We start from the raw sequence: 23,933 nt of genomic DNA on the forward strand, positions 1-23,933 counted from the left end.
TATGTTGCCTACCAGCGGAATACGGCGTAGGAATGAGGACGACCCGGGCCGGAACCAGTCGGCTGTGCGCAGCTGTACCCGGAAGTGGACCCCGTCGAGCAGACCAAATGCTCGCCGGATCGAACCGGATCATCACTACTCCCAGGAAGACCCCACGTGAGCTTCTCCAACATCATGGATTCCAACAGCTACACCGGTGGCTCGGTGGGGCGGCACGGTGACGGACTCATCGAAGCCCGCGAACGGATGCTCGGACCGGCGTACCGGTTGTTCTACCGCAAACCGGTCCACCTCGTGCGCGGCGAGGGAAGTCACCTCTTCGACGCCGACGGCGTCCGCTACCTCGACGCCTATAACAACGTGGCGAGCGTCGGACACTGTCACCCGCACGTCGTCGACGCCGTGATGCGGCAGATGACGTCGATCAACACCCACACCCGCTATCTCCACGACGGGATCGTCGATTACTCCGGCCGCCTGCTCGGCACCCTCGGCCCGGACATCGATCAGGTGATGTACGCGTGCACCGGTTCCGAGGCCAACGATCTGGCGCTGCGGGTCGCGGCGATGCACACCGGGGCGACCGGGGTGATCGTGACGACCGAGGCGTACCACGGCAACACCCAGGCGGTGACCGCGATCTCGCCGTCGAACGGCGGACCGGCGGTGCTCGGACCCCACGTCCGCACCGTGCCGCCGCCCGACTCGCGTCAGCCCGGTTCGACGGCAGAGGCGTTCGCCGATCACGTACGCCGGGCCGCTGATGAGTTGCAGTCGGCGGGATTCGGCGTCAGTTGCCTCATCGTCGACACGATCTTCTCCTCGGACGGTGTCTTCGCCGATCGAGAGACCCTCGCCCCCGCGGTCGCGGCGGTCCGCGAGCGAGGGGCGGTGTTCATCGCCGACGAGGTCCAGCCGGGTTTCGGCCGGACCGGCGAGGCCATGTGGGGCTTCGAACGGCACGGGGTGCGGCCCGACATCGTCACGATGGGCAAACCCATGGGCAACGGTCTGCCGGTGTCCGCGATGGCCGTCCGGGCCGCGGTCCTCGAGCGATTCGCGACGACGCAGCCCTACTTCAACACCTTCGGGGGCAACCCGGTGTCGATGGCGGCTGCGGCCGCGGTGCTGGACGTCATCGAGAGCGACGAGCTACCCGCGCATGCGCTGCGGATCGGCGCGCGTCTGCGCGAGGGAATCGCCGGCGTGGCGACCGGTCATGCTGCCGTCGACGACATCCGAGGCACCGGCCTGTACATCGGGGTGGAGATCGTGACCGACGACGGTGCCCCCGATCGGCAACGTGCTCGCGCGATCGTCGAGGCCATGCGGGACGCCCACGTGCTCATCTCGGTCTGTGGCGAGCACGGCAACGTGCTCAAGATCCGCCCGCCGCTCGTGTTCTCCGACGCCGATGTCGATTGGTTCTGCACGGCATTGGAATCGGCGCTGGCCACGACACTCACCACCGTGGGCTGAACGGGCGGTGCCGACCCGGATTCCGGATCAGAGCCGGCCGAGCAGTTCCGCCTTCTTCGACGCGAACTCCTCGTCGGTCAGGATTCCACGCTGGTGGAGGTCGGCCAGCGACTCTATCGCCGCGACGATGGCGGAGGCATCCTGGGCGGGCGTCTGAGGCGCCGAGGCATCGGCGGGTGCGGGAGTCTGTGCCGGTGCGTCCGAGACGGGTGCAGGTGCGGCGACCGGGGTCTCGGCGACCTGTTGCGGTCCGAGTTCGACGAGGCTCGACACGTCGAAGGTGCCGTACTGGCTGGAGAAGCTCACCGACCCGTATCCGGAGCCCTGCTGTTGCTGAACGCCACCGATCTGGTGGTCCGCGGTGTCGAAGATCCGCGTGACCCCGGCGACCTGGATGGCCAGACGACGCGTGGCCGGGAAGACGGCGTACCGGACGTCGTTCTGGCCACCGGTGGAGCTGGGCACACCGAGGTCCGCCGGCCACCAGGTTCCCGCGGTGACGAATCCGGCGCCCGGCTGCTGCTGCGGCGCCGGCGGGAAGATCGACGTGGTGGCCAGGACATTCGCGAGCTCGTTGCACAGCGAATCGACCCGGGACTTGAGCGAGTTGTCGAACATGTCGCCGACCATCGTCATCCCGCCGCGCATCCACTGACCGGAGTCGCCGAGCTCGGGAATGTTGAACTGCGCCATGGTCCCGCCGCCGGCGTTCACCGCGAGGAGCATCGCCAACACCGCATCGCGGGACAGTCCGTACCGTCCGGCGATCTCGTTGACGGCGTTGTCTGCTTCGGGGGTGACCGGACTGTTCATCGTGGTGTCTTTCGTCGAGGAGTGCCTCAACAGGGTACACACGGATCATCGACGGACGAGGCCACGAAACGACGTGCGGCGAGTGCCGGGTCCGAGGCGGTGTCGTCCGCCGCGGACCCGGTCGACTCAGGCGCTGAGCCGAGCGAATGCCGAGCGGTGGAACACGATCGGTTGCTTCGAATGATCGTTGGCCAGTCCGGTCACCCGCAGCACGACGATCTCGTGATCGCCGGCGGTGTGCGAACTCTCGATGGCGCACTCGAAGTGAACCGGGGCGTCGTCGAGGAGCAGAGCCCCACTGGACAACACGGTCGTCGCGACACCGGCGAAGCGCTGGGTCTTGTCCTTCGAGGACAGCTGGCGGATCACCTCGGTGTGGCTCTCGCCCAGCACCGAGACGCCCAGACTGGGCAGGTCGCGCAGGATCGGCCAGGTGGTCGAACTCTGCTGCACGGCGAACATCACCAGCGGTGGTTCCTGGGAGACGCCGACGGCGAAGGACGAGGCGACGATGACGGTCGGTTCGGCACCGGACATCCCGGCCAGCGCGACGACGCCGGTCGGGAAGGCGCCGAACGCCTTTCGCAGTTCGGTGCTGTCCAGATCGGTGGTGGGGGTGACGGACGTGGTCATCGGTCACCCGCCGACACGGTTGCGGTGGCCGAGGCGAGCACGATCGAACCCCAGCGATCGATCCAGGGCTGGAAGGCCTCGGTGTCGTCGTAGAGCTTGTCGACGACGTACAGGCCGGCGGCGGGAACGGTCGCGCCGAGTTCTACGAGGACAGGCTTGAGCAGCAGGTCGGGGGCCATGTAATGGGCGGGGCCGGCGCCGAGCATCAACGGGATGGCGGTGACGTCCTGGAGGCCGTCACTCGTGGAGAACTGGTCGAGGAAGAGCTTCAGGAGGCCCGTGTAGGTGGCCTTGAAGGTCGGTGAGGCGAAGACGACGAGGTCGCTGCCGGCCACGGTCTCCACGGCGGACGCGACGGCGGAGTCACCCCAGCCGAGCAGGCCGGCACCCAGGTCGACCACGTCGACGACGTGGTCGGGTTCCTTGCCGGTGAGGGTCGACGCCAACAGGCCGGCCGCCGTCAGTGTCCTCGATGCAGGCTTCGGGTTGCCTGCCACAACGGAAACGATCACGATGCTCCCCTTCGAATGTCGCGAGATGCGTTCTCCTGCAGAGTGCGCGGGCGACATTGCCGAATGGTCAACCGATTATTTCACTCAGATTGCGCGAGGACGGCCGATCTCGTCGGGGCGCTGACCCTGTGCTATCCCGTTGGTGCGCAATGAATCTTCCGCCACCGGAATCGGCTCGGGATCGGGACACCAGGTCACATCGGAGTGGTCGATCTGCGATTCGAACCGGATCCGGTCCGCGCGGAAGCGGTCGAAGACGATCTCCACCGGGGTGCCGTCGGCGGTGGTGTAGAGGATCTCCCGGGACAACAGCGTCTCGCCGGGCCGGACGTCGAGCAGGCGTGCGGTTCGTTCGTCGGCTCGTTCCGCGCCGATGGAGACCGAGGCGCCGCCCGGTGCGACCCCGAAGAACTCCGCAAGTGTCCGTGCCATCGACATCGGTTTGTCCCGAAGGTCATTGGGGTCGGCATTGAATCGTGGAGAGAAGTAGGCGCTGCGCATCCCGATGATCTCGTCGTGGGCGATGAAGGAGTTCTCGACGAGGCGTACGACGTCGTCGTCGATCTTCAAGCGCGCGCGGATGAGCGGGAAGGTCGGCACGATGCATTGATCGGTCACCTGGATGTGCACCAGTTCGCCACCGGTGGCGGAGATGTCGTCCAGTGCGACACCGAGATCCCGGCGATTGACGCGCGTGCCGACCCGTGGGCGCCGGATCACGACGCCGGTCTCGCTCAACTCGTTCAGTGCCGCGCGCACGGAGCCGCGGCTCGAGTTGAACATGATCATGAGATCTTCCTCCACCAACTGCGCGTCGATGTCGATGGTGCCGTTGCGAATCGAGGCGAGGATGAGGTCGCGGACGCGCCGGGAGGACACCTGACGCCCACGCGCGGAGCCGCCGCGCGAGCGGGGGTGGAACGGGGGTGGTGTCGTCATGGGTATGACTTCCGATCTTCCAACAGCGGGGGTTGAACTGCCGATGGCTACTGAGTCTAAGGACTCTTGCGAAGATCAGCGCGGGCAAGTTGTGCGCGTCACATTCGGCGCAAAAAAGATCTCGTCGATGCCGAACGGCCCGTTGACCTGCGGCTACGCGCCGATGATCACGAATGTGAACCCGCGCAATTGATCAGTCACGCCAAGACGCGGGTTTCGAAACAAACCGACCACAGGATCGGCACTCAACAGATCGAGACCCAACAGATCAAGTCCTAGATGGGAGATCGAGTGACCGTCGATATCAGCGTCGACCCGGGCATCGTCGACCCGGGCGCTGTCGATTCACGACGCGCGACGACAACCGCCGGTGGCGGCAGTGCCGGGACGAAGGGGTCCGCAGCCGGGGCGTTGTGGTCGCGTATTTCCGAATGGGCCTGGATCGGGCGTGCGGCGGGTCGGGGAATCGTCAACTTCCTCATCTTCGTGATCGTCGCATTCTTCCTCGTCCAACTGATCCCCGGCGATCCGCTGGTGTCGGCATCAGGTGGTCGACTGTCCGGTGCTGCGCTCGAACAGGCACGAGAGTCATACGGACTCAACGGATCTCTGGTCTCCCAGTTCTGGGCCTATCTGACCTCGCTGTTCAGCCTGGACCTCGGCGACTCGATCGCCACCGGCCGACCGGTGGCCGAGGACATGGCCACCCGGGTGCCCGCGACCCTGGAGCTGATCGGCGCAGGCCTGTTCTTCGCTTGCCTGGTCAGCCTGCCGATGTCCTACCTGATCGTCACCCGGCCGACCAATCGCTTCTCCAAAGTGCTTCGCTCCTACGCGAGTTCGGCCGGTGCGATCCCCGAGTACGTCGTCGGAATCCTGTTCCTGTTCATCTTCTTCGCCACGCTGGCCTGGGTCCCGGCCCCGTCCGGACGCCTCGATCCGATCCTCATGCCGCCGACCGAGGTCACCGGATTCCCGGTCCTCGACGCTCTCATCGCGGGGGACACGGCAGCGGCCAACTCCTACATCGCTCACCTGATCCTGCCGGTGGCGGTGATGACCGTGGCACACTCGGCAATCCTGGTGAAGTCACTGGTGTTGGCACTCGACGCCGAGATCGACAGCCCGGCTACGCGTTTCCGAATCGCCTCGGGCGCCCCTCGGCGCGTCGTCATCCTGAGCATCTACCGCAGGGCGCTGCCGTCGGCGGTCGCGATGCTCGGAATGATCTTCGGTCTGCTCCTCGGCGGCGCGGTGGTCCTCGAATCGCTGTTCGGCCTCGGCGGTCTGGGTCAGTACGCGGTCGATGCGGTCCGCTCGTCGGATGTGTTCGCCCTCCGGTCTTTCCTGGTCGTCATCGCCGCACTCTGTCTGATCGTCTACTTCCTCACCGAGGTGGCCACCGGCCTTCTCGACTCCCGTCGACGCGACTCGCGCAACCAGGAGGTCTGACACATGGTCATGGCGCCCCTCTCCACGACGGAAACCCCGGCCCAGCCGAAGAATTCGGATAGGTCTGCCGGCATCCGCGACTACGCCGCCCTCATCCCGTTCGCACTTCTGCTCCTCCTCGCGGTCTTCGGGCCGATGCTGGCTCCGCAGTCGGCGACCGAGGTGGTCGGGACCCCCTCGACCGCGCCGTCGGGCGAACACTGGTTCGGCACCGACTCCAACGGATTCGACGTGCTCTCACGGACGCTCACCGCCTTCCGCCTCGACATCCTCATCGCGATCGGCGTGACGGTCCTGGCCACGGCCGTCGGCCTCGCCATCGGTGCGATCGCCGGCATGTACGGCTCCAGGGGCGGACTTCTCGGTGCGATCGCGGCGACGCTCGGGCGCACCATCGACCTGGTCCAGGCGATGCCGGTCATGATCGGTGGCCTGGTCATCGTCTCCTTCTTCGGACGCAACTCGGTGGTCATCGCGCTGGCGCTCGCACTGGTGCTCATGCCGTTCCAGGGCCGGCTGATGCGCACCGAGGTGCTGCGGACGCGAAACGACGGTTTCGTGACCGCGGCGCGGATGAGTGGCGAATCGGAGTTCCGAATCCTCACCCGCCACGTGATCCCGAACTCGTGTGCACCCGTCCTCGAGAACGCCTCGGCGATCTTCGGAATGGGGATCATCTTCTGCGCCGGCCTGGGCTTCCTCGGCGTCGGCATTCCGCTCCCGACCGCGGAGTGGGGCAACATGCTCGCCGACGGGGCCGCGGACGCAGCGGTCGGACGCTGGTGGCCCGCCCTGTTCCCGGTCCTCGCCCTCGCCTACTCGGTGTGGGCGGCCTCCCGGGTCACCACCTTCGTCTCCCGCCGCCGACGGTTCTGACCACCCGCACGTAACAGTCTCTCTCGCAATTCCTTCCCAGAACGGAGCACCCGATAACCATGAAAAGACTGTCCACACTGGTGAGCGGAACCGCGCTCGCCCTCGCCGCCGCACTGACACTCAGCGCGTGTGGTGGCGGGTCGTCGAACAACTCCGCCGAGGGCGGCGTGGTCATCGTGACCGCGGCCCAACCTCCGAGCTTCAGCTACGAGACGAGCGCAACCGGCTACGAGGCCGCGGAGTTCTTCGTGAACACCGGCGCCACCCTCATCCGCAACCCGTACGTCGCAGGTTCCGACGGCCTCTCGGCACACCAGGAACTCTTCAAGTTCGAGCCCGTGCTGGCCAAGAGCTATGAGGTCAGCCCGGACGGCAAGACCTACACCTTCCACCTCAACACCGAGGCCAAGAGTGCCGCAGGCAACGCGCTCGACGCCGACGACGTGATCTTCTCGTTCAAGCGCAAGTTCGAGGTCGACACCAGCATCGTGTCGTTCGTCAGTGCTCCCGTGATCACCTCGACCGACCAGGTGAAGAAGGTCGACGACGCCACCGTCACCATCTCCATCACCGATCCGTCGCACGGTTTCACACTGCTGTCGCTGCTGGCGAACACCCCGTACGCCATCTACGACTCCGAGGTGCTGGAGGCGAACGCCACCCCGGACGATCCGTACGGTGTCGAGTACTCGAAGACCAACGCGGACTTCGGCTTCGGTGCGTACAAACTGACCAGCTACACCCCCGGCCAGCAGATGGTCTATGAGGCCAATCCCGGATACGCCCTCGGCGAGCCCGAGGTGAAACGGGTCGTCCAGCGCGTCGTCGCCGACGCCGGCCAGCGCTCCAACCTCGTCAAGAGCGGCGACGCATCGGTCGCCACCCAGCTGCGTCCCGCCGACCAGGTCGCCCTGCGCGACGCGAACGCCGCCCAGATCTTCACGGTGCCCAGCAACGCCTACGTCTACGTTCCGCTGACCACCACCAAGGCCCCGTTCGACAACGTCGAGATCCGCCGCGCGTTCTCCTACGCGGTTCCCTACGACGCGATCATGAAGGACGTCTACAAGGGCCGGCTGGGTCCGATCTCGTCGATCCTCAACGACACGCTGCCGGACTACAACGGCAGCGGTCTGAAGAGCAACACGACCGACCCGGCGAAGTCGCTGGAGATCCTGCGCAACGCGGGCATCACCACCCCGGTGAAGTTCGAGCTGACCGTGAACAACGCGGTGCCCGATCTCAAGGAGACGGCCGTTCAGATCCAGACCGCTGCCCGCGCTGCGGGATTCGAGGTCACCCTCAACGAGGTGAACTCGGCGGTGTTCCAGGAGGGGCTGGCCAACAAGACGTTCCAGGCATCGATGGGCCGTGACTACGCGGTCGTGCAGTCCCCGCCGTACGTGCTGTCCCTCTTCTACACCCCGGGATCGCCGATCAACTGGCCGGACTTCGACTACGCCCCGCTGAACAGCGCCATCGCCGCGGGCAATGCCTCCGGCGAGCCGCTCACCCCGGCTGCATGGGGTGATTGGAACAAGGCCGAACGCATCCTGCAGGACCAGATGCCGACCGTCTACATCGGATACGTGCAGCCGCTCAACGCTTTTGCCAACGGTGTCGAGGGTTACGTCTTCCGCACCGACAGCGTGATCGACTACTCGGAGCTCAAGCCATGACCACGCTCACTGACCAGGTCGCGGTGACCCAAGGGGATGTGACGGGCACCGTTGCCCCGGTCCTCGAGGTGACCGATCTGACGATCCGTTACGGCGGGGTGGAAAAGGTCCACCCGACCTCGTTCACGATCGGCCGGCGCGAGCGGGTCGCGATCGTCGGCGAGTCGGGCTCGGGGAAATCGAGCATCGCCAACGCACTCGGCGGCTTCATCCCGCCGGGTGTGGGGGAGGTGTCGGCGGCGACGCTGTCGCTGTCGGGCCGTTCACTGCTGGCGGAGAAGGCGCAGCGGATCCCTGCTCGACGCGAGGGGATCTCGATGATCTTCCAGGACGCGATGAGCTCTCTCGATCCGATCTGGTCGGTGGGCAGTCAGCTCACGGCGGTCCTGCCGAAGAGCAGGTACGGCTCCCGCAGGGAGCGTGCCGCGGTCGCAGAGGCCCGCCTGGAGCAGGTCGGCATCGTCGAGCCGAGCCGGGTGATGTCATCGGTGCCCGGTCAGCTGTCCGGCGGCATGCGTCAGCGCGTGATGATGGCGATCGCGCTGGCGTCCGAGCCGGAGCTGCTCATCGCCGACGAGCCGACAAGTGCTCTCGACGCATCCCTGGCGGTGTCGGTCATGGAGCTCATGACCGGCCTCACGATCGAGAACGGTGCGTCGCTGGTCTTCATCACCCACGACATCGCTCTCGCACGACGCTTCGCCGACAAGGTGCTCGTCATGCAGGCCGGCAGCGTCGTGGAGACCATCGCCGCCGTGAACCTCGATCACGCGACCCACCCCTACACCCGCGGACTGCTCGAGTGCATGCCGACGCTGGGTTCCGCTCAGCTGGACCGTCTTCCGACCCTGGACACGGTCATGAGAGAGGAGGCCGCAGCATGAGCACGATCATCGAGGTCATCGACGTGCACAAGAAGTACGGGCGCAAGGTGACCGCAGTCGGCGGGGTGACCACCAAGTTGGAGAGTGGTCGCGCGACCGGCATCGTCGGCGAAAGCGGCTCGGGTAAGTCGACTCTCGGCAAGATGATCGTCGGACTCACCGCCCCGACCTCGGGGCAGGTGCTGGTCGACGGCCGCGACCTCTCCCGGCTGCTCGAACGTCGTCCGGGTCGTCTCGAGTACCGCCGCAAGGTGCAGCTCGTGGCCCAGGACACCACCACGACGTTCGATCCCCGTCGGATCGTCCGCGAGGCGATCCGACGCCCGGCGCAGATCCTCGGCGGACTCGACGAGAAGGCAGCCGACGCCGCCGTGGATGCGATCGTCGCCGAACTCGGCATCGCACCCGAACTCGTCGAGCGATACCCGCACCAGCTTTCCGGCGGTCAGCGGCAACGCCTTTCGATCGCGCGCGCTCTCGTCGTCGGTCCGGACATCCTCGTCTGCGACGAGGCGGTCAGTGCGCTCGACGTGTCCGCGCAGGCCGTGGTCCTCAACCTTCTCAAGGACTACGTGAAGACGCACTCGCTCGGACTGGTCTTCATCTCGCACGGACTGCCGGCCACCGCGTTCATCACCGACGACCTGCTGGTGATGAACCGCGGCAAGGTCGTCGAATCAGGCGAGACGATGTCGATCCTCGAGGCGCCGTCGAACGACTACACGCAGACGCTGGTCGGCGCCTACCAGGCCGTGGAAGCAGCGGCCTAGCCCCACGACTCGCCGGCCATCCCGGTCGGCGGCAACACATCTCACCACCATTTCTCACGACAGGAGATCGCAATGTTCCACATGGGTTGGTTCCTCGGAGACGGCTTCGGCATTCACCCCTGGAGCCCGACGAACGGTGACGGTCCGTGGACCGGCACCAACCACCTGGACTGGATGAAGCCCGACATCCACGTCGACATGGCCAAGAGCCTCGAACGCGCCGGCTTCGACTACATCCTCATCGAGGACACCTCGATGGTCGAGGACTCCTACAACAACTCCGCCGAGACCTCGCTGCGTCGCGGATTCATGGCCCCCAAGAACGACCCGCTGCCGCTGGTTCCGCTGATGACCCAGCAGACCAAGCACATCGGCATCATCCCGACCGTGTCGACCATCCAGTACCCGCCGTTCCTCGCCGCCCGTGCGTTCACCACCCTGGACCACCTCACCGAGGGTCGCGTGGGCATGAACGTGGTCACCAGCGTCACCGACCGCGTCGCCCAGAACTTCGGCTACGAACGGCACCTCGAGCACGACGAGCGCTACGAGATGGCCATGGAGTGGATCGATGTCGTCAAGGCGCTGCAGAACTCGTGGGAGGACGGTGCGGTCATCGCCGATCCCTACTCCGGTGTCTACGCCGACCACACGAAGGTCAACCCGATCGAGTTCGTGGGCAAGTTCTTCAAGTGCCGCGGCCCGCTGAACACCATCCCCGGTCCGCAGCGCGAGGTGCCGGTGTGCTCGGCCGGTAGCTCGGAGCCGGGCCGTGTGCTCGCCGCCAACTACGACGACACCCAGATCGCCATCGTCAAGGACGCCGCCGCCGCCAAGGCCTACCGTGAGGACATCCGTGCCCGCGCGGCCGCCGCCGGACGCAACCCCGACCACATCAAGGTCCTCTTCATCGCGACCCCGACGATCGCGGCCACCGACGCCGAAGCCCATGCCGCCTACGAAGCGGCACAGGCATTCCGCAAGACGGACAAGGCCATCGAGTACAACCTGTGGAACATGTCCTACACCTCGGGCGGGCGCATCGACTTCGGCGCCATCGACCCCGACACCAGGGTCAGCGACATCGACCTGTCCAAGCAGAACGGCGAATACACCTCCATCGCCGGTCTGTTCGAGGGCCGCGAGGACGAGACGCTGCGTGAGGTCGTCGCGAGCAGCTTCCAGGTCAAGGACATGGGCCTCGTCGGTTCACCGTCGACCATCGCGGACAAGATGGGCGAGATCATGGAAGAGGCGGGCGGCGACGGTTTCCTGTTCTATCTGCCCACCACCCGCATGAACCTGGCGATGATCTCCGACGGCCTGGCACCGGAACTGCGCCGCCGCGGACTCATCCGCGAGGAGTACACCGGCTCGACCCTGCGGGAGAACCTGCGCGCCTTCTGACAACGGAAACAACTGTGCCCCCGCATGCTTCGGCGTGCGGGGGCGCGGTGGCGTGACCTCGATACGCGGCGGCCTCGCTTCGCCGGTCGGCGCACTCGGCCGGCAGAGGGCCCGCTGGTCGAGTAGGCGAGGAGATGGCGACGAGCCGTATGGAAACCTAGCGGTACGCCGCGCGAGCGTGGGGGACCATGCGGACGGCCCTGGGCAGCCGCGGGATGATCAGCCTCGACTGTAGCGAGATCAGGCGGAAGAGGAAGCGACGTCCGGCGCCCCAGTCGATGCCGAGAAGCTCGCGCAACTCCGGCGTGAGGAGCCCTGCGGTGACAGTGCCCAGCACCAACCCGGCCACCGGACGAACCGTGGTGTTCCAGATGAGCGCGTGCCGCAGGACCGGGATGTGCGGCGGCGGCTTGGGAGACCTGACCACGGCGAAGACCCGCTCCGTCATGTCCGAGCGCTCGAGTCGGGTGCGGGTCATCTCGTCGAACCAGGTGCAGAATGCGTCCCAGCTCTCCGGCATGTCCTGGTCGCGGACGCCGTACATGCGCCCGACGCGTCGCATCTCGAGGTAGAACTGCTCGACCTCGCCGGGCTTCCACCCGCGGCCGAGTTCCTTTTGCTGGGTGTAGATCCCGTGCACCAGACTCGCGTGAACCCAGTGGAACGCTTCGGGATTGAGCGAACTCCAGCGGGAGCCGTCGGGATTCTGGCCCTTGATGTCGCGGTGGCGTTCGCGCAGCCGGCGTGCCATGTCGAGAGCGTCGTCCCGGCCGTAGACGACACCCATGATCATGTCGAGTGTGCGTTCGGCGCGCCCGTACGGGTCGGTCTCGAAGACGGAGAACTCGCGCACTCCGGTCGCCACCACGGGGTGGGCGACGTCGATGAGGAGCCGGCGAGGCGCGCCGAGGACGAATGTGAGGTCACCGAAGACCTTCCAGGCGACGGAATCCGGTCCGAGAGGCGTGATCTCGGAGTTGTCGACGGACGCGTCGGGGACCGGGTCTGCTGTCATCGGCCTTCACTCATTCCGGGGTAGAAAGGGTCGACCTGGAAGCAGGGTACGCGGGTGGCCTCGGCGGGGGTCAACGCGTTCCGCACGTGGCGCCAGGCGCGCTCGCTGAAGGCGATCGACAGATGTTCGGACAGGTCCACGGGGCAGTCGTCCTGCAGAAGGATGTTCGTGACGTTGTCACCCTCGAGGAAGCCGTTGGTGAACGGGGTCGCGATCTCGTCGTACTTGGTGACGATCGTCGTGTAGTGCGGTCCCGGCTTGGTGTCGCCGTTGCCATAGACCTTGCGGACGAGGTCCGAATACTGTGCCTGCTGCGCAAAGGCGGGGAACAGGGCCTTGAAGATGTCGTAGCCGACCGGCCCGAACGGCGGGATGAAATACCGGACGTAGGTGAGCATGTCACCCGTCGAACCGTGGTTGCCGGGCGCGATGCCGATGACCTTGTCGACCTTCTTGTCGCCGCCGAGGAAGTCGATGTAGTAGTGCGGCAACAGGCCACCACCCTGCGACCAGCCGACCAGATCGACCTTCTTCGCCCCGGTGCGGCGCATGATCTGGTCGATGTTGCGTGAGACCTCGCGGGCCGACCGCTCGATGTCGCCGAGGCCCTGGATGGGGAAGCTCGGGATCGGCGTGATGTTGCCGTAGTTGAACGTGTAGACGCAGTACCCGCGATTGGCGAGGTACGGGGCGCCGGCACTGTAGGCCCACTGGGTGGTGGCGGTGGCGTTCAGCAGGATCACCGGGTTGGGGCGTTCCTTCGTCAGCTTGCACGAGGGGTCGTTGGCGCCCGGAGGAGACCAGTTCGCGTCCAGCGTCTGGTTGAGCACGTTCGGAATCGCGGACCGGAAGTCCCAGGACACCGGGTATTTCTTCGACGGCGCGGCCTCGGCTGTGCCCGCCCCCGAGAGACTCGTCGACACCGTCATGGCGCACACCACCGCAGCGGTGACGATCGTCGTCATCCGTCGAAAACTGAACATGTTCCCCCACCTTTGATCTGAAGACAGATGTTGTCAGAGTTGTCGCGGAAGCGCAACGAATCAGTGAACTGGTTGATGGCCCGATGCCGGTCGTCGCCGCGGGGTTCCCCGGCTGCGTCCCGGGACGGGTTGACGCCGTGCCGATTTCGGTGAACCGGACATGCCCTGCCGGGTGCCGTCCTACTCTGGCACCTGCATCGGCCATGGTGACGTCCGTGACCAACGTCGCGTCACCGTCGAGCCGACCCCGAGGGCGCGGACTGGCGGCTCCGGCCGCGGAAGGTGGGTGGACATGGTCTCGGTGACCGGTGCGGTCGGAACTGCCGTCGAACAGGTGCAGGACGCCGTCGGCGCATTCAAGGTCCTCAAGCGTTCGGGTCTGCTGGACCCCACGCGACCCAAAGAGCTGCTCACCACGGTCAAGCGCGCGAAGATCATCGGGCCCTGTGCCTCGGTGGTGGCGCACGGGGCGGACGAGTACCCGGAAGCGGGTGCGGTCGCCGACGAACGCGGCGAACTGACCTACGGCGAGATCAATGCGAACGCGAACGCACTGGCCAACCATCTGCTCGCATCCGGGGTCAAGCGAGGCTCGGTGATCGGCGTGATCGCACGCGACCATCGAGGACTGCTCACGACGATGAGCGCTGCAGGGAAGGCCGGTGTGCGGCTGGCCATGATGAACACCGGGTTCGGCAAGACCCAGTTCGTCGAGGTCGCCGAACGCGAGAAGATCGTCGCGATGCTCTACGACGAGGAGTTCACCGACCTCGCCGACGCCCTCCCTCCCGAGACGCTACGGATCGTGACCTGGGTCGATGGTGAGCGGCCTGTCCCCGAGGGGGTCCGTACCCTCGACGACATCGTCGCCGGCGGGGACACGTCCACGCCCGCGGAGCCGGACGAGTGGGCCGGACTCGTGATCCTGACGAGCGGCACCACCGGTCTGCCCAAGGGCGCGCAACGTTCCAAGTTGTCGCCGTTCTCCAGCGCACTGCTTCTCGACCGGATTCCGTTCCCGCAGCGGGGCGCGATGGTGATCGTCTCGCCCATCTTCCACTCCACCGGCTTCGCGCTCTGGGGTGTGGGCGCTGCTCTCGGGAACAAGGCCGTCGTCATGCGGCGGTTCGACCCGGAGAAGACGCTGGCCGCGCTGGCCGAGCACAAAGCGGAGGTGCTGGTCGCGGTACCGACGATGCTCCACCGCATGGTCGCTCTCGGACCCGACGTCATCAAGAAGTACGACACGTCCGCGCTGCGGATCATCGTGATCGCGGGATCGGCTCTGTCGCCCACACTTTCGGAGGCCGTCCAGGACACCTTCGGTGACGTCCTCTACAACCTCTACGGGTCGACCGAGGTGGCGATCGCGTCGGTGGCGCAACCGAAGGAACTGCGGCTCGCCCCGGGCACGGTGGGTCGGCCGCCGGTCACCAGCCGACTCGCCCTGTTCGACGCCGAGGGTCGCCGGATCACCGGAACCAACGTCCGCGGAAGGCTTTTCGTCCGCAACGGAGCGCCCTTCGAGGGATACACCGATGGACGCAACAAAGAAATCATCGACGGTTACATGTCCACCGGTGACATGGCGCGCTTCGACGAGCACGGACTGCTGCACATCGATGGCCGCGACGACGACATGATCGTCTCCGGCGGAGAGAACGTCTACCCTCTCGAGGTGGAGAACCTGCTCGCCGAACACCCCGACATCGACGACGTCGCGGTGATCGGGGTCGACGACGACGAGTTCGGAAAGCGATTGCGCGCCTTCATCGTCGCCGCCCCGCACGCCAACCCGTCGCCCGAGGACATCAAGGCGCACGTGAAGGCACATCTGGCCCGGTACAAGGTGCCGCGCGACGTGGTGTTCGTCGACGAGTTGCCGCGCAACCCCACGGGCAAGCTCGTCCGCCGGCAGTTGCCGACGGGGCCGCTGTAGGTTTCGATACGGCTCGTCGCAGGCTCCTCGCCACTCAACCAGCGGGGGATGGGCTCGTCGCAGGCTCCTCGCCACTCAACCAGCGGGGGATGGGCTCGTCGCAGGCTCCTCGCCACTCAACCAGCGGCACGCTGCCGGCCGAGTAGCGTCGACCGAGCGCAGCGAGGCCGCCGCGTATCGAGGTCAGCCGGCGGGGTCTCGCTTGAGCTGTGCGACAACCAGATGCAACGCGGCGGTGGTGGTGAGGGAGCGAACCCGTTCCCGGTCACCGGGGAAGCGACGCGTGACCGTGTAGGTGGGACGGCCCTTGATCGCGACGCCGAAGCAGACGGTCCCCACCGGTTTGTTCTCGGTTCCGCCGTCGGGGCCGGCGATCCCGGTGGTCGACACCGCGACGTCGGACTTGAGGTGGCGTAGGGCTCCCTCGGCCATCGCCGCGGCCACCTCCTCGCTGACCGCGCCGTGTGAGGCGATCAGTTCGGCGGGGACGTCGATGAGGTCGGACTTCGCGTCGTTGGAGTACGAGACGACGCCACCCATGACGTAGGCGGAGGAGCCGGGGCGGTCGGTCAGTCGTGCCGCGATCAGCCCGCCGGTGCAGGACTCCGCGGTGGCGATGAGTCGACCGTCGAGCGTCGCGATGAGCTGGTCTTCGATGGTCGAACCGTCGGTCGAGAAGATCTGCCGCCCATGGTGTTCGACGAGGAAGTCCGACAACCGGCCGTAGGTGGCGGCGTCGGCGGCGGCGAACCGGGTGACCATGTCGAGTTCGCCGCGTCGCAGGCAGGTGGTGATCTCGAGAGCGTCGAAGTCGGGGATCGCTTCTTCCGCGCGGCGCAGGGTCTCGGCGAGCTCGGCTTCGTGCAGGCCGTACGCGCGGATGGTCTCCTGCTTGAGGTCGTCGGCCCGGGACACCACCTCGGCGATGGCGGGTGAGGCGATCGCGGTCGGCCACATGGCCCGGAGCTCCCCGGGAGGGCCGGGCAGGACGAGGATCGCCGGCAGGGGCTGTTCCCCGGGGGAGGCGGGGATGGCGACGCCCGGCGCCGTACCGGTGGGCGGTATCGCAGCGGCACCGGCGGGGACGTGGGCCTGCTTGCGGATGCCGATGCGGGTCGGGCCGTAGTCGAGGTCGACGGTGTCGGGTCGCCAGCGTCGGATGATGCCGGCGATGTGCTCCTCGAGAGCAGGGTCGAGTTGCAGGTCGCGATTGCAGAACTCGGCGACCGTCGCCACGGTCAGGTCGTCGGCGGTGGGACCGAGGCCGCCGCTGGTGACGATGAGATCGACCTGCTGGTCGGCGAGGAAGCGCAGCTGCGCGGTGAGGTCGGCGGGTCGATCCCCGCAGATGGTGATGTGGGCGACGTCGACGCCGAGCGAAAGCAGCTGCTCGGATACCCACGGTCCGTTCTGGTCGGTGATCCGCCCGGTCAGTACCTCGGTTCCGGTCACCACGATGCCTGCGCGCACACTCACGGGTCCGAGCCTAGTCGGGGGTTGAGCGCCGCGGCTTGGTGCTCCCTGAGGTGCGTGCGAACGCGCCGGTTCCGCTCCCTGAGGTGCGTGCGAACGCGCCGGTTCCGCTCCCTGAGGTGCGAGCGAACGCGCCGGTTCCGCTCCCTGAGGTGCGTGCGAACGCGCCGGTTCCGCTCCCTGAGGTGCGAGCGAAGCGAGCCTCGAAGGGCCGGCGAGTTCGTCTCACCAGCCCTTCGAGGCTCGTCGCTATCGCTCCTCGCACCTCAGGGAGCGAGGGGGGCGTGCTATTGCTCCTCGCACCTCAGGGAGCGAGGGGGGCGTGCTATCGCTCCTCGCACCTCAGGGAGCGGGGAGGAGCGGTGAGGTCAGGGCTTCTCGGCCTTCGCCTTCTCCTGCATCGACGACCGGGCCGGGTTGGCCTGGTCATCCGCCTTGGGGTCGGACTCGTCCTTCTTCTCGGTCACGCCCGACTTGATGCGGGCACCGATGTCGGGATCGACGCGGTGCCAGTACTCGAACGCGCGCTGCAGCACGGGTTCGGAGACACCGTTGAGGAGATGGCCGACGACGTTGTCGACGAACCGCTCTCGTGCGGCGTCGTCGAACACCTCGCGGACCAGCGTGCCCGCCTGACCCCAGTCGTCGTCTTCCGGATGGTCGACGTAGGCGCTGCGGAGGATCTCACCGTTGGCGGCCCACTGTGGTTCGCCCTGACCGGGATACAGCGCCGACGGCCCGCCCTTGGAGTTGGGCGCGTAGACCGGGTCGGTGACGTTGTGGATGCGCATCGCGCCGTCCTTGGAGTACGAGTGGACCTCGTTCTTCGGCGCGTTGACCGGGATCTGCTTGTAGTTGCCGCCGAGACGGTGCCGGTGGGCGTCGGCGTAGGAGAAGACGCGTCCCAACAACATCCGGTCGGGGCTGAAGCCGATACCGGGGACGACGTTGTTCGGCTCGAAGGCGACCTGCTCGATCTGCGTGTGGTGATCGACCGGGTTGGTGTGCAGCGTCATCTTGCCGACGTCGATCAGCGGGTAGTCGCCGTGCGGCCACACCTTGGTCAGGTCGAACGGGTTGAAACGGTAGTTCACCGCGTCGTCGAACGGCATGAGCTGGACCTTCAGAGTCCAGCTCGGATGGTTGCCGTCGGCGATGTTCTCGAACAGGTCCCGGGTGTGGAAATCGGTGTCGGCAGCGGCCATCTGGTCGGCTTCGTGCTGCGTCAGGTGTTCCACGCCCTGGTCGGACTTGAAATGGTATTTGACCCAGTGCTTCACACCTTCGGCGTTGACCCACAGGTAGGTGTGCGAGCTGTAGCCGTTCATGTGGCGCCACGTCTTCGGGATGCCGCGATCACCCATCAACCAGGTGACCTGGTGGGCGGACTCCGGCGACAGCGTCCAGAAGTCCCACTGCATGTCGTGGTCGCGAAGGTTGTTGTCCTGCCGACGTTTCTGGGAACGGATGAAGTGCTGGAACTTCATCGGGTCCTTCACGAAGAAGATCGGCGTGTTGTTGCCGACCATGTCGTAGATGCCCTCGGACGTGTAGAACTTCAGCGCGAAACCGCGCGGGTCACGCCAGGTGTCGGGGCTGCCGCGTTCGCCGGCCACCGTCGAGAACCGTGCCACCATCTCCGTCTTCACGCCGGGTTGGAACAGTGCGGCGCTGGTGTAGGCCGAAACGTCCTCGGTGGTCTCGAACGTCCCGAAAGCGCCGCTGCCCTTGGCATGTGGCTGTCGTTCGGGGATTCGTTCGCGGTTGAACTGGGCCATCTGCTCGATGAGGTAATGATCGTGCAGGACGATCGGTCCTCCGGCGCCCACCGTCAGAGAGTGTTCGTCACTCCCGGCCGGCGCACCCGAGTCCCGGGTTGTGTAGAGCGAATCGTCGGACATATCGCCTCCAAGAGGTCGTCGTATCCGTGCATGAAAAAGCGTGACCCGAGGGCTGCAGGTCTGCCCCGCCGATCCTACGCCGAGCCGACCACCCGTCAGGGCTACTCGCCCGTGGCGATGCCGAACTCGCGGAGCACCGCTTCGGTGTGTTCGCCCAGTGCGGGTACCGGACCCATCGCGAGTTCGATGTCGTCGAAGGTCATCGGCGGCAGCACGGCTTTGATCGGACCGACCTCGGTGTCGACGTCGCGCCAGCGGTCGCGTTCGCTGAGTTGGGGATGCTCCACCACGGCCTCGAGGTCGCGGATCTCGGCGGCGGGCACACCCGCGTCGGCGAGACGGCGGTCGAGTTCCGCGGTGGTGAACCGTTTGGTCTCTGCCGCGATGATGGCGTCGACCTCCGCCCGGCGCGAGACGCGGTCGATGTTGGTCTTGTACCGGGGGTCCTCGGCGAGGTCGGGCCGTTCGAGTACGACGCGGGTCAGCGTGTCCCACCCGCGGTCGTTCTGGACTCCGATGAGGATGGTCCCGTCCTGGGTGGGGTACTTGTCGTACGGCACGATCGCCGCGTGGCCGAGGCCGACGCGGGCGATCTGTTTGCCGCCGTAGAGCCGCATGTACATCGCGTGACCCATCCACTCGACCGTGGCGTCGAACATCGACACCGCCACCCGTGCACCGACCCCGGTGGTGGCGCGGCGGAACAGTGCCGACAGCACCGAGGTGAGGGCGTACATCCCGGCGGCGATGTCGGAGGACGGGATGCCGGTCTTGGTCATGTCCTCGGGCGTTCCGGTCACCGAGATCAGCCCGGTCTCGGCCTGGACGAGCATGTCGTAGGCCTTGCGGTCGCGGAACGGGCCGGCGTCGCCGTATCCGGACATGTCGACGACGATCAGCTCCGGATGATCGGCGCGCAGCACGTCGGCGCCGAGTCCGAGGCGGGCGGCGGCGCCGGGTGCCAGGTTCTGCAGGAAGACGTCGGCCCCCGCGATCAGGGTCTTGATCGCGTCGCGCCCGGCCTCGCTCTTCAGGTCGAGTTCGACCGATTCCTTGCCGCGGTTCAGCCAGACGAAATGCGTACCCGCGCCGCCGCGTACGGCCGAGTCGTACTGCCGGGCGAAGTCCCCTTCACCCACGCGTTCGACCTTGATGACCCGCGCGCCCAGGTCCGCCAGATGCCGGGTGGCCAGGGGAGCGGCGACGGCCTGCTCGAGTGCGACGACGGTTATCCCCTCCAGCGGCAGCAGGGCTGAGTCCGACGGGGGCGACTGGTCCGATTTCACCGGCCAAGGATCCCCTGCGGTCGCCGGGTTCGTCAACGCGACCGGAAATAAACCGAACATCGGTGTTCGAGTTGTGTTAACTTGAACACAGCTGTTCGAGATACTCGGTGAAGGAGCCGTCATGGCCGAGACCCCGACACGTACCCAGCGTGCGGACGCCCGCCGGAACGTCGAGGCGATCCTCGACGCCGCAGTCCGCGTACTCGCCCGCGATCCCGATGCCTCGGTCGCTGTCATCGCCAGGGAGGCCGGCGTCGGACGCGTGACCCTGTACGGGCATTTCCAGAACCGCGTCGCGCTGCTGTCGGCCGTCGTCGACCGTGCGCTGAACGAGACCACCGCGGCGATCACCGAGGCACGCCTCGACGAGGGCGAACCGTTCGATGCCCTGGCCCGGCTCGTCGTCGCCACGTGGTCGGTGACCCACCGTCATGGCGCACTCGTCGTCGCGGCTCAGCGGTCGCTGCCGCAGGATGCGCTGACGTCGGCCCACGCCGCACCGATGGCCGCAGCGGAGACACTGTTCGAGCGGGGGCAGAGATCGGGTGCATTCCGCGACGACATCGCCGCCGCGTGGCTGGTCACCCTGCTGCACAACGTGACCCACGGAGCGTCGACCGCGGTGCACGACGGCCGGCTCGATGCCGTCGAGGCGCCGCGGCTGATCCTCGCGACGATGGCCGGGACCGTCACCCCGCCCGGGACGCCGGTTCCGACGGCAGTCGATCAGGCAGTCGGCGGTGTGTCGTGAGCGCCGGTCCGCGAGGGGTGGTCCGGCGTTCGGTGGGTGTGGCGGCCTGGACCGCGGTCACGCTTCTGGTGGCGGCAGGAGTGTTGGTGGCGGTGGGCCTACCGTCGGCGAAACATGCTGCATCACAGGTGTACCCGGAACCGGCCGTCCTACCCGCCGCGGCTGTGTCGATGGCTTCGGAGCGGGCGCCGGAGTTCCGTCCCGACCGCCCGACTGTCGCGATCCTGCTGGCCGCGGAGGGAACGAACGTCGCCGATTCGCTCGCGCCCTATGAGGTTTTCGCCCGGTCCGGTGCGGTGAACGTCTTCCTGGTTGCCGAGAAGTCAGAGCCCATCACACTCGGCGGCGGGCTGACAGTGTTGCCCCAGCACACGTTCGCCGAGATCGACACGATGACCGGCGGCGGACCCGACGTCGTCGTCGTGCCACAGCTGCACGGAAACATCGACGACGAGATGCGCTGGGTGACACAGGTCTTCGAGCGAGAGCCGGAGTCGACGGTGATGAGTGTCTGTGTCGGGGCGGAATACCTCGCCGACGCCGGATTGCTTGACGGGCGACGGGCAACCGCGCACTGGCTCAAACTGATCGGTTTGCGCCGCGATCACCGGCAGGTCGATTGGGTCGACGACGTGCGGTTCGTCGAGGACGGGCGCATCATGACCACGGCGGGCGTGCTCGCCGGGATCGACGGTGCGATGCGCGTGCTCGAACGCCTCGGCGCCGGTGACCAGTTACGTCGGATCGCCGACGAGATCCATTGGAACGGATACGGTTCGGGCGCACCGGTGGAGATCGACGCGGCGGGGCCGGGTCCCGCTGATCTCCCGTTCGCCCTCAGCGCCGCCTATCGATGGGACCGCCCGCACCACAACGTGTTGGTGACCGACGGGGTGGGTGAGATCGAATTGGCCTCCACGTATCGGCCGTACACCGAGCTGTCCTGGCTCGCGACGATGACCACGACGACCGTGGACGGGCAGCCCGTCGTCTCGCAACACGGTGTCACCGTGGTGCCCGAGACGGCGGCGGACGAGGCCGGGCAGGTGGACCGGCTGCTCGTGCCCGGCGGCGAGGCCGCCCGCACGCGGATCGCCGAGGCCGCGCCGTCCGGGCCCGACCCGACGTACCTGCACTCCGGCGACCGTTTCGCCTTCGACCCGGTCATCGACGACATCGCGGTCCACTACGACCGCGCGACGGCGACCTGGGTGGCCAAGAGTCTGCAGTATCCGGTGGACGATCCGGGGTCCGGTCGAGACGGGGTGTCGTCGTGGCCCTGGGCCCAGACGGCGATCGCGGCCGCCTTGGTGGCGGCCGCGATCGGTCTCGTTCAATTGTCCCGCGTCACGATCGGCGCTGTGCGACGTCGCGGGCGAAGGTCATGACCTGCGGTCGACGGGTTCCGCTGCCGGGTCGGCGAGCGCCCGCCGGTCGAGGTCGGTGTCGACCCCGGTGCCGTCGACCGTCTCGCCGGCGACGACCTGTGCGAACTCCTCGTCGGTCGGCGCCACGGTCGCCTGCGCGGCGAGTCGCTGCTCTTCACCGGTCAGGGTGTTGAGGGCGACCTCCTTGATGAACAGGACAGCGATCGTACCGACGATCGCCATCGCCATCGAGACCAGGAAGATCCGGGCCGTGCCGTCGCCGTACGCGCCGCGGACGATCGCCGCGATGGGTGCGGGCAGTTCGTTGAGGTTCGACAGGCCCGCACCGCCGGAGCCGGACTGGGTGATGCCGATCGCACGCAGGCCCTGACCGATGAGGTCGGTGACGTGGTTCGACAACACCGCTCCGAGCACGGAGACGCCGGCGGCGCCACCGAGCGAACGGAAGAAGGTCACGGTCGAGGTGGCCGCGCCGAGGTTCTTCGGTTCCACGGTGTTCTGCACCGCGAGCACCAGGTTCTGCATGGTCATGCCCATGCCGAGTCCCAGGGCGAACAGGTAGCCGCTGAGGACCGCCATGTTGGTGTGGGCGTCGATCGTCGCCAGGAGACCGAAGCCGATCGCCATCACGATGGAACCGGCGAGCAGGTAGTTCTTCCAGCGGCCGTACTTGGTGATGAGGCGTCCGGAGAGGGTCGCCGAGACCACCGAGCCGAAGACCATCGGGAGGGTCAGCAGGCCGGCCGCGGTGGGGGAGTAGCCGCGAGCGATCTGGAAGTACTGGCCCAGGAACACCGCGCCGCCGAACAGTGCCACGCCGACCGCGATGCTCGCGATGGTCGCGAGGGTGGTCGTGCGCTCCTTGAACAGGTGCAGCGGGATGATCGGGTCCTTGGCCTTGGACTCGGCCCAGATCGCGGCGGCGAGCAGTGCGAGCCCGAGTGCGACGAGACCGAACGATGTGGCTGAGACCCAGTCGAAGTTCTTGCCGGCGAGGGTGACCCAGATCAGGATGACGCTGACGCCGCCCGAGATCAGCAGGGCACCGGCGTAGTCGATGTAGACCTTGCGCCGGACGACCGGGAGGTTCAGGGTGCGCTGCACGACGACCATCGCGATGACGGCCAGCGGGACGCACACATAGAACGTCCAGCGCCAACCGAGCCAGCTCGTGTCGACGATGACGCCACCCATCAGCGGTCCGGCGACGGTTGCGATCGACATGACACCGGCGATGGCGCCCTGGTAGCGGCCGCGCTCACGCGGGCTGAACATCGATGCGATGACGATCATGACCAGCGACTGCATGCCGCCGAGGCCGAGGCCCTGGATCACGCGGAAGCCGATCAGCATCGAGACCGAGGTCGACAGACCGGCGAGCATCGAGCCGATCGTGAACACGCCGAGCGACAGCTGGACGAGGAGCTTCTTGCTGAAGACGTCGGACAGCTTGCCCCAGATCGGGGTGGCGGCCGTCGAGGCGAGGAGGGTCGCCGTGACGACCCAGGTGTACTGATCCTGGGTGCCGTGAAGCTGGGTGATGATCGTCGGCAGCGCGTTCGACACGATCGTCGCCGAGGTCAGGGCGACGAACATGCCGAGCAGCAGCCCGATCAGCGCGTTGATGCGCTGCTTGTGGGTCATGGGGGCGTCGACGGGTTCCACGACTGGTGGGGACGTTGTCATACGGGGGGTACCTCCGGGGTCGAGCGTGCGCCGTGTGGACGGAGCCGAATGGCGGCGACCACAGATC

At 66.9% G+C, this 23,933-nt stretch carries 21 protein-coding genes; 11 read left to right on the forward strand and 10 right to left on the reverse strand.

Going from position 1 to position 23,933, the window contains the following annotated elements:
• Positions 1-156: 156 nt before the first annotated feature.
• A complete protein-coding gene (locus LQD00_RS09475; protein ID WP_232716885.1) occupies positions 157-1,479 on the forward strand; it encodes an aspartate aminotransferase family protein in 1,323 nt (440 codons plus the stop codon).
• Positions 1,480-1,506: 27 nt separating this feature from the next.
• Here the strand turns inward: LQD00_RS09475 and LQD00_RS09480 are convergent, their stop codons facing one another.
• From LQD00_RS09480 to LQD00_RS09495, 4 genes are all read right to left on the reverse strand, one after another.
• A complete protein-coding gene (locus tag LQD00_RS09480; protein ID WP_232716886.1) occupies positions 1,507-2,292 on the reverse strand; it encodes an SHOCT domain-containing protein in 786 nt (261 codons plus the stop codon).
• Between the two features lie 126 nt (positions 2,293-2,418).
• A complete protein-coding gene (locus tag LQD00_RS09485) occupies positions 2,419-2,925 on the reverse strand; it encodes a flavin reductase family protein (RefSeq protein ID WP_232716887.1) in 507 nt (168 codons plus the stop codon).
• On the reverse strand, positions 2,922-3,437 hold the full coding sequence (locus LQD00_RS09490; RefSeq protein WP_232716888.1) for an NADPH-dependent FMN reductase: 516 nt from the start codon (positions 3,435-3,437) through the stop codon (positions 2,922-2,924). The genes LQD00_RS09485 and LQD00_RS09490 overlap by 4 nt, the downstream gene beginning before the upstream one ends.
• An 84-nt stretch (positions 3,438-3,521) precedes the next feature.
• A complete protein-coding gene (locus LQD00_RS09495) occupies positions 3,522-4,376 on the reverse strand; it encodes a GntR family transcriptional regulator (RefSeq protein ID WP_232716889.1) in 855 nt (284 codons plus the stop codon).
• On the opposite strand from LQD00_RS09495, the gene LQD00_RS09500 reads away from it, so the two are divergent.
• The 7 genes from LQD00_RS09500 to LQD00_RS09530 all read left to right on the forward strand — a co-directional run bounded on the left by LQD00_RS09500 (position 4,375) and on the right by LQD00_RS09530 (position 11,444).
• Complete coding sequence (locus LQD00_RS09500) at positions 4,375-4,569, forward strand: hypothetical protein (protein WP_232716890.1); 195 nt, start codon at positions 4,375-4,377, stop codon at positions 4,567-4,569. The two genes, LQD00_RS09495 and LQD00_RS09500, sit on opposite strands and share 2 nt — an antisense overlap.
• 98 nt (positions 4,570-4,667) lie before the next feature.
• Entirely contained in the window at positions 4,668-5,828 is a 1,161-nt protein-coding gene (locus tag LQD00_RS09505; RefSeq protein ID WP_232716891.1) for an ABC transporter permease, read from the forward strand.
• A gap of 3 nt (positions 5,829-5,831) precedes the next feature.
• Positions 5,832-6,704 carry an ABC transporter permease gene (locus LQD00_RS09510; protein WP_232716892.1) on the forward strand — a complete coding sequence of 291 codons (873 nt, stop codon included), beginning with the start codon at positions 5,832-5,834 and terminating at the stop codon, positions 6,702-6,704.
• Positions 6,705-6,763: 59 nt separating this feature from the next.
• On the forward strand, positions 6,764-8,383 hold the full coding sequence (locus LQD00_RS09515) for an ABC transporter substrate-binding protein (RefSeq protein WP_269784824.1): 1,620 nt from the start codon (positions 6,764-6,766) through the stop codon (positions 8,381-8,383).
• The gene (locus LQD00_RS09520) at positions 8,380-9,267 is read left to right on the forward strand and encodes an ABC transporter ATP-binding protein (protein WP_232716894.1); all 888 of its coding nucleotides are present in this window, start codon (positions 8,380-8,382) and stop codon (positions 9,265-9,267) included. Before LQD00_RS09515 ends, LQD00_RS09520 begins: the two co-directional genes overlap by 4 nt.
• A complete protein-coding gene (locus LQD00_RS09525; RefSeq protein ID WP_232716895.1) occupies positions 9,264-10,037 on the forward strand; it encodes an ABC transporter ATP-binding protein in 774 nt (257 codons plus the stop codon). The genes LQD00_RS09520 and LQD00_RS09525 overlap by 4 nt, the downstream gene beginning before the upstream one ends.
• Positions 10,038-10,109: 72 nt before the next feature.
• The gene (locus LQD00_RS09530; RefSeq protein WP_232716896.1) at positions 10,110-11,444 is read left to right on the forward strand and encodes an NtaA/DmoA family FMN-dependent monooxygenase; all 1,335 of its coding nucleotides are present in this window, start codon (positions 10,110-10,112) and stop codon (positions 11,442-11,444) included.
• A gap of 157 nt (positions 11,445-11,601) precedes the next feature.
• Here the strand turns inward: LQD00_RS09530 and LQD00_RS09535 are convergent, their stop codons facing one another.
• Both LQD00_RS09535 and LQD00_RS09540 read right to left on the reverse strand, forming a co-directional pair.
• Positions 11,602-12,459, reverse strand: a complete 858-nt coding sequence (locus LQD00_RS09535) for an oxygenase MpaB family protein (protein ID WP_232716897.1) — start codon at positions 12,457-12,459, stop codon at positions 11,602-11,604.
• Complete coding sequence (locus LQD00_RS09540) at positions 12,456-13,442, reverse strand: esterase/lipase family protein (protein WP_232716898.1); 987 nt, start codon at positions 13,440-13,442, stop codon at positions 12,456-12,458. The genes LQD00_RS09535 and LQD00_RS09540 overlap by 4 nt, the downstream gene beginning before the upstream one ends.
• Before the next feature lie 292 nt (positions 13,443-13,734).
• Between LQD00_RS09540 and LQD00_RS09545 the strand changes: the two genes are divergently transcribed.
• Positions 13,735-15,381 (forward strand): acyl-CoA synthetase, encoded by a 1,647-nt coding sequence (locus tag LQD00_RS09545; protein WP_232716899.1) that lies wholly within the window; start codon positions 13,735-13,737, stop codon positions 15,379-15,381.
• Between the two features lie 183 nt (positions 15,382-15,564).
• Here LQD00_RS09545 and LQD00_RS09550 read toward each other — a convergent pair whose 3' ends face one another.
• From LQD00_RS09550 to LQD00_RS09560, 3 genes are all read right to left on the reverse strand, one after another.
• Positions 15,565-16,857, reverse strand: coding sequence for a competence/damage-inducible protein A (locus tag LQD00_RS09550; RefSeq protein WP_232716900.1), 1,293 nt, complete (start codon positions 16,855-16,857; stop codon positions 15,565-15,567).
• Between the two features lie 365 nt (positions 16,858-17,222).
• The gene (locus tag LQD00_RS09555; protein WP_232716901.1) at positions 17,223-18,755 is read right to left on the reverse strand and encodes a catalase; all 1,533 of its coding nucleotides are present in this window, start codon (positions 18,753-18,755) and stop codon (positions 17,223-17,225) included.
• Between the two features lie 101 nt (positions 18,756-18,856).
• Positions 18,857-20,041: a CaiB/BaiF CoA transferase family protein gene (locus LQD00_RS09560; protein WP_232716902.1), complete on the reverse strand. Its 1,185-nt coding sequence runs from the start codon at positions 20,039-20,041 to the stop codon at positions 18,857-18,859.
• A 121-nt stretch (positions 20,042-20,162) separates the two neighbouring features.
• Here LQD00_RS09560 and LQD00_RS09565 point away from each other — a divergent pair, with 121 nt between their 5' ends.
• Together LQD00_RS09565 and LQD00_RS09570 are read left to right on the forward strand one after the other, a co-directional pair.
• Complete coding sequence (locus tag LQD00_RS09565) at positions 20,163-20,792, forward strand: TetR/AcrR family transcriptional regulator (protein WP_232716903.1); 630 nt, start codon at positions 20,163-20,165, stop codon at positions 20,790-20,792.
• Entirely contained in the window at positions 20,789-22,180 is a 1,392-nt protein-coding gene (locus LQD00_RS09570) for a DJ-1/PfpI family protein (protein WP_232716904.1), read from the forward strand. The genes LQD00_RS09565 and LQD00_RS09570 overlap by 4 nt, the downstream gene beginning before the upstream one ends.
• Here the strand turns inward: LQD00_RS09570 and LQD00_RS09575 are convergent.
• Positions 22,175-23,866: an MDR family MFS transporter gene (locus LQD00_RS09575; RefSeq protein WP_232716905.1), complete on the reverse strand. Its 1,692-nt coding sequence runs from the start codon at positions 23,864-23,866 to the stop codon at positions 22,175-22,177. The two genes, LQD00_RS09570 and LQD00_RS09575, sit on opposite strands and share 6 nt — an antisense overlap.
• Between the last annotated feature and the right edge of the window lie 67 nt (positions 23,867-23,933).

It is taken from the genome of Gordonia metallireducens (assembly GCF_021245825.1).
GTDB lineage: Bacteria > Actinomycetota > Actinomycetes > Mycobacteriales > Mycobacteriaceae > Gordonia > Gordonia namibiensis.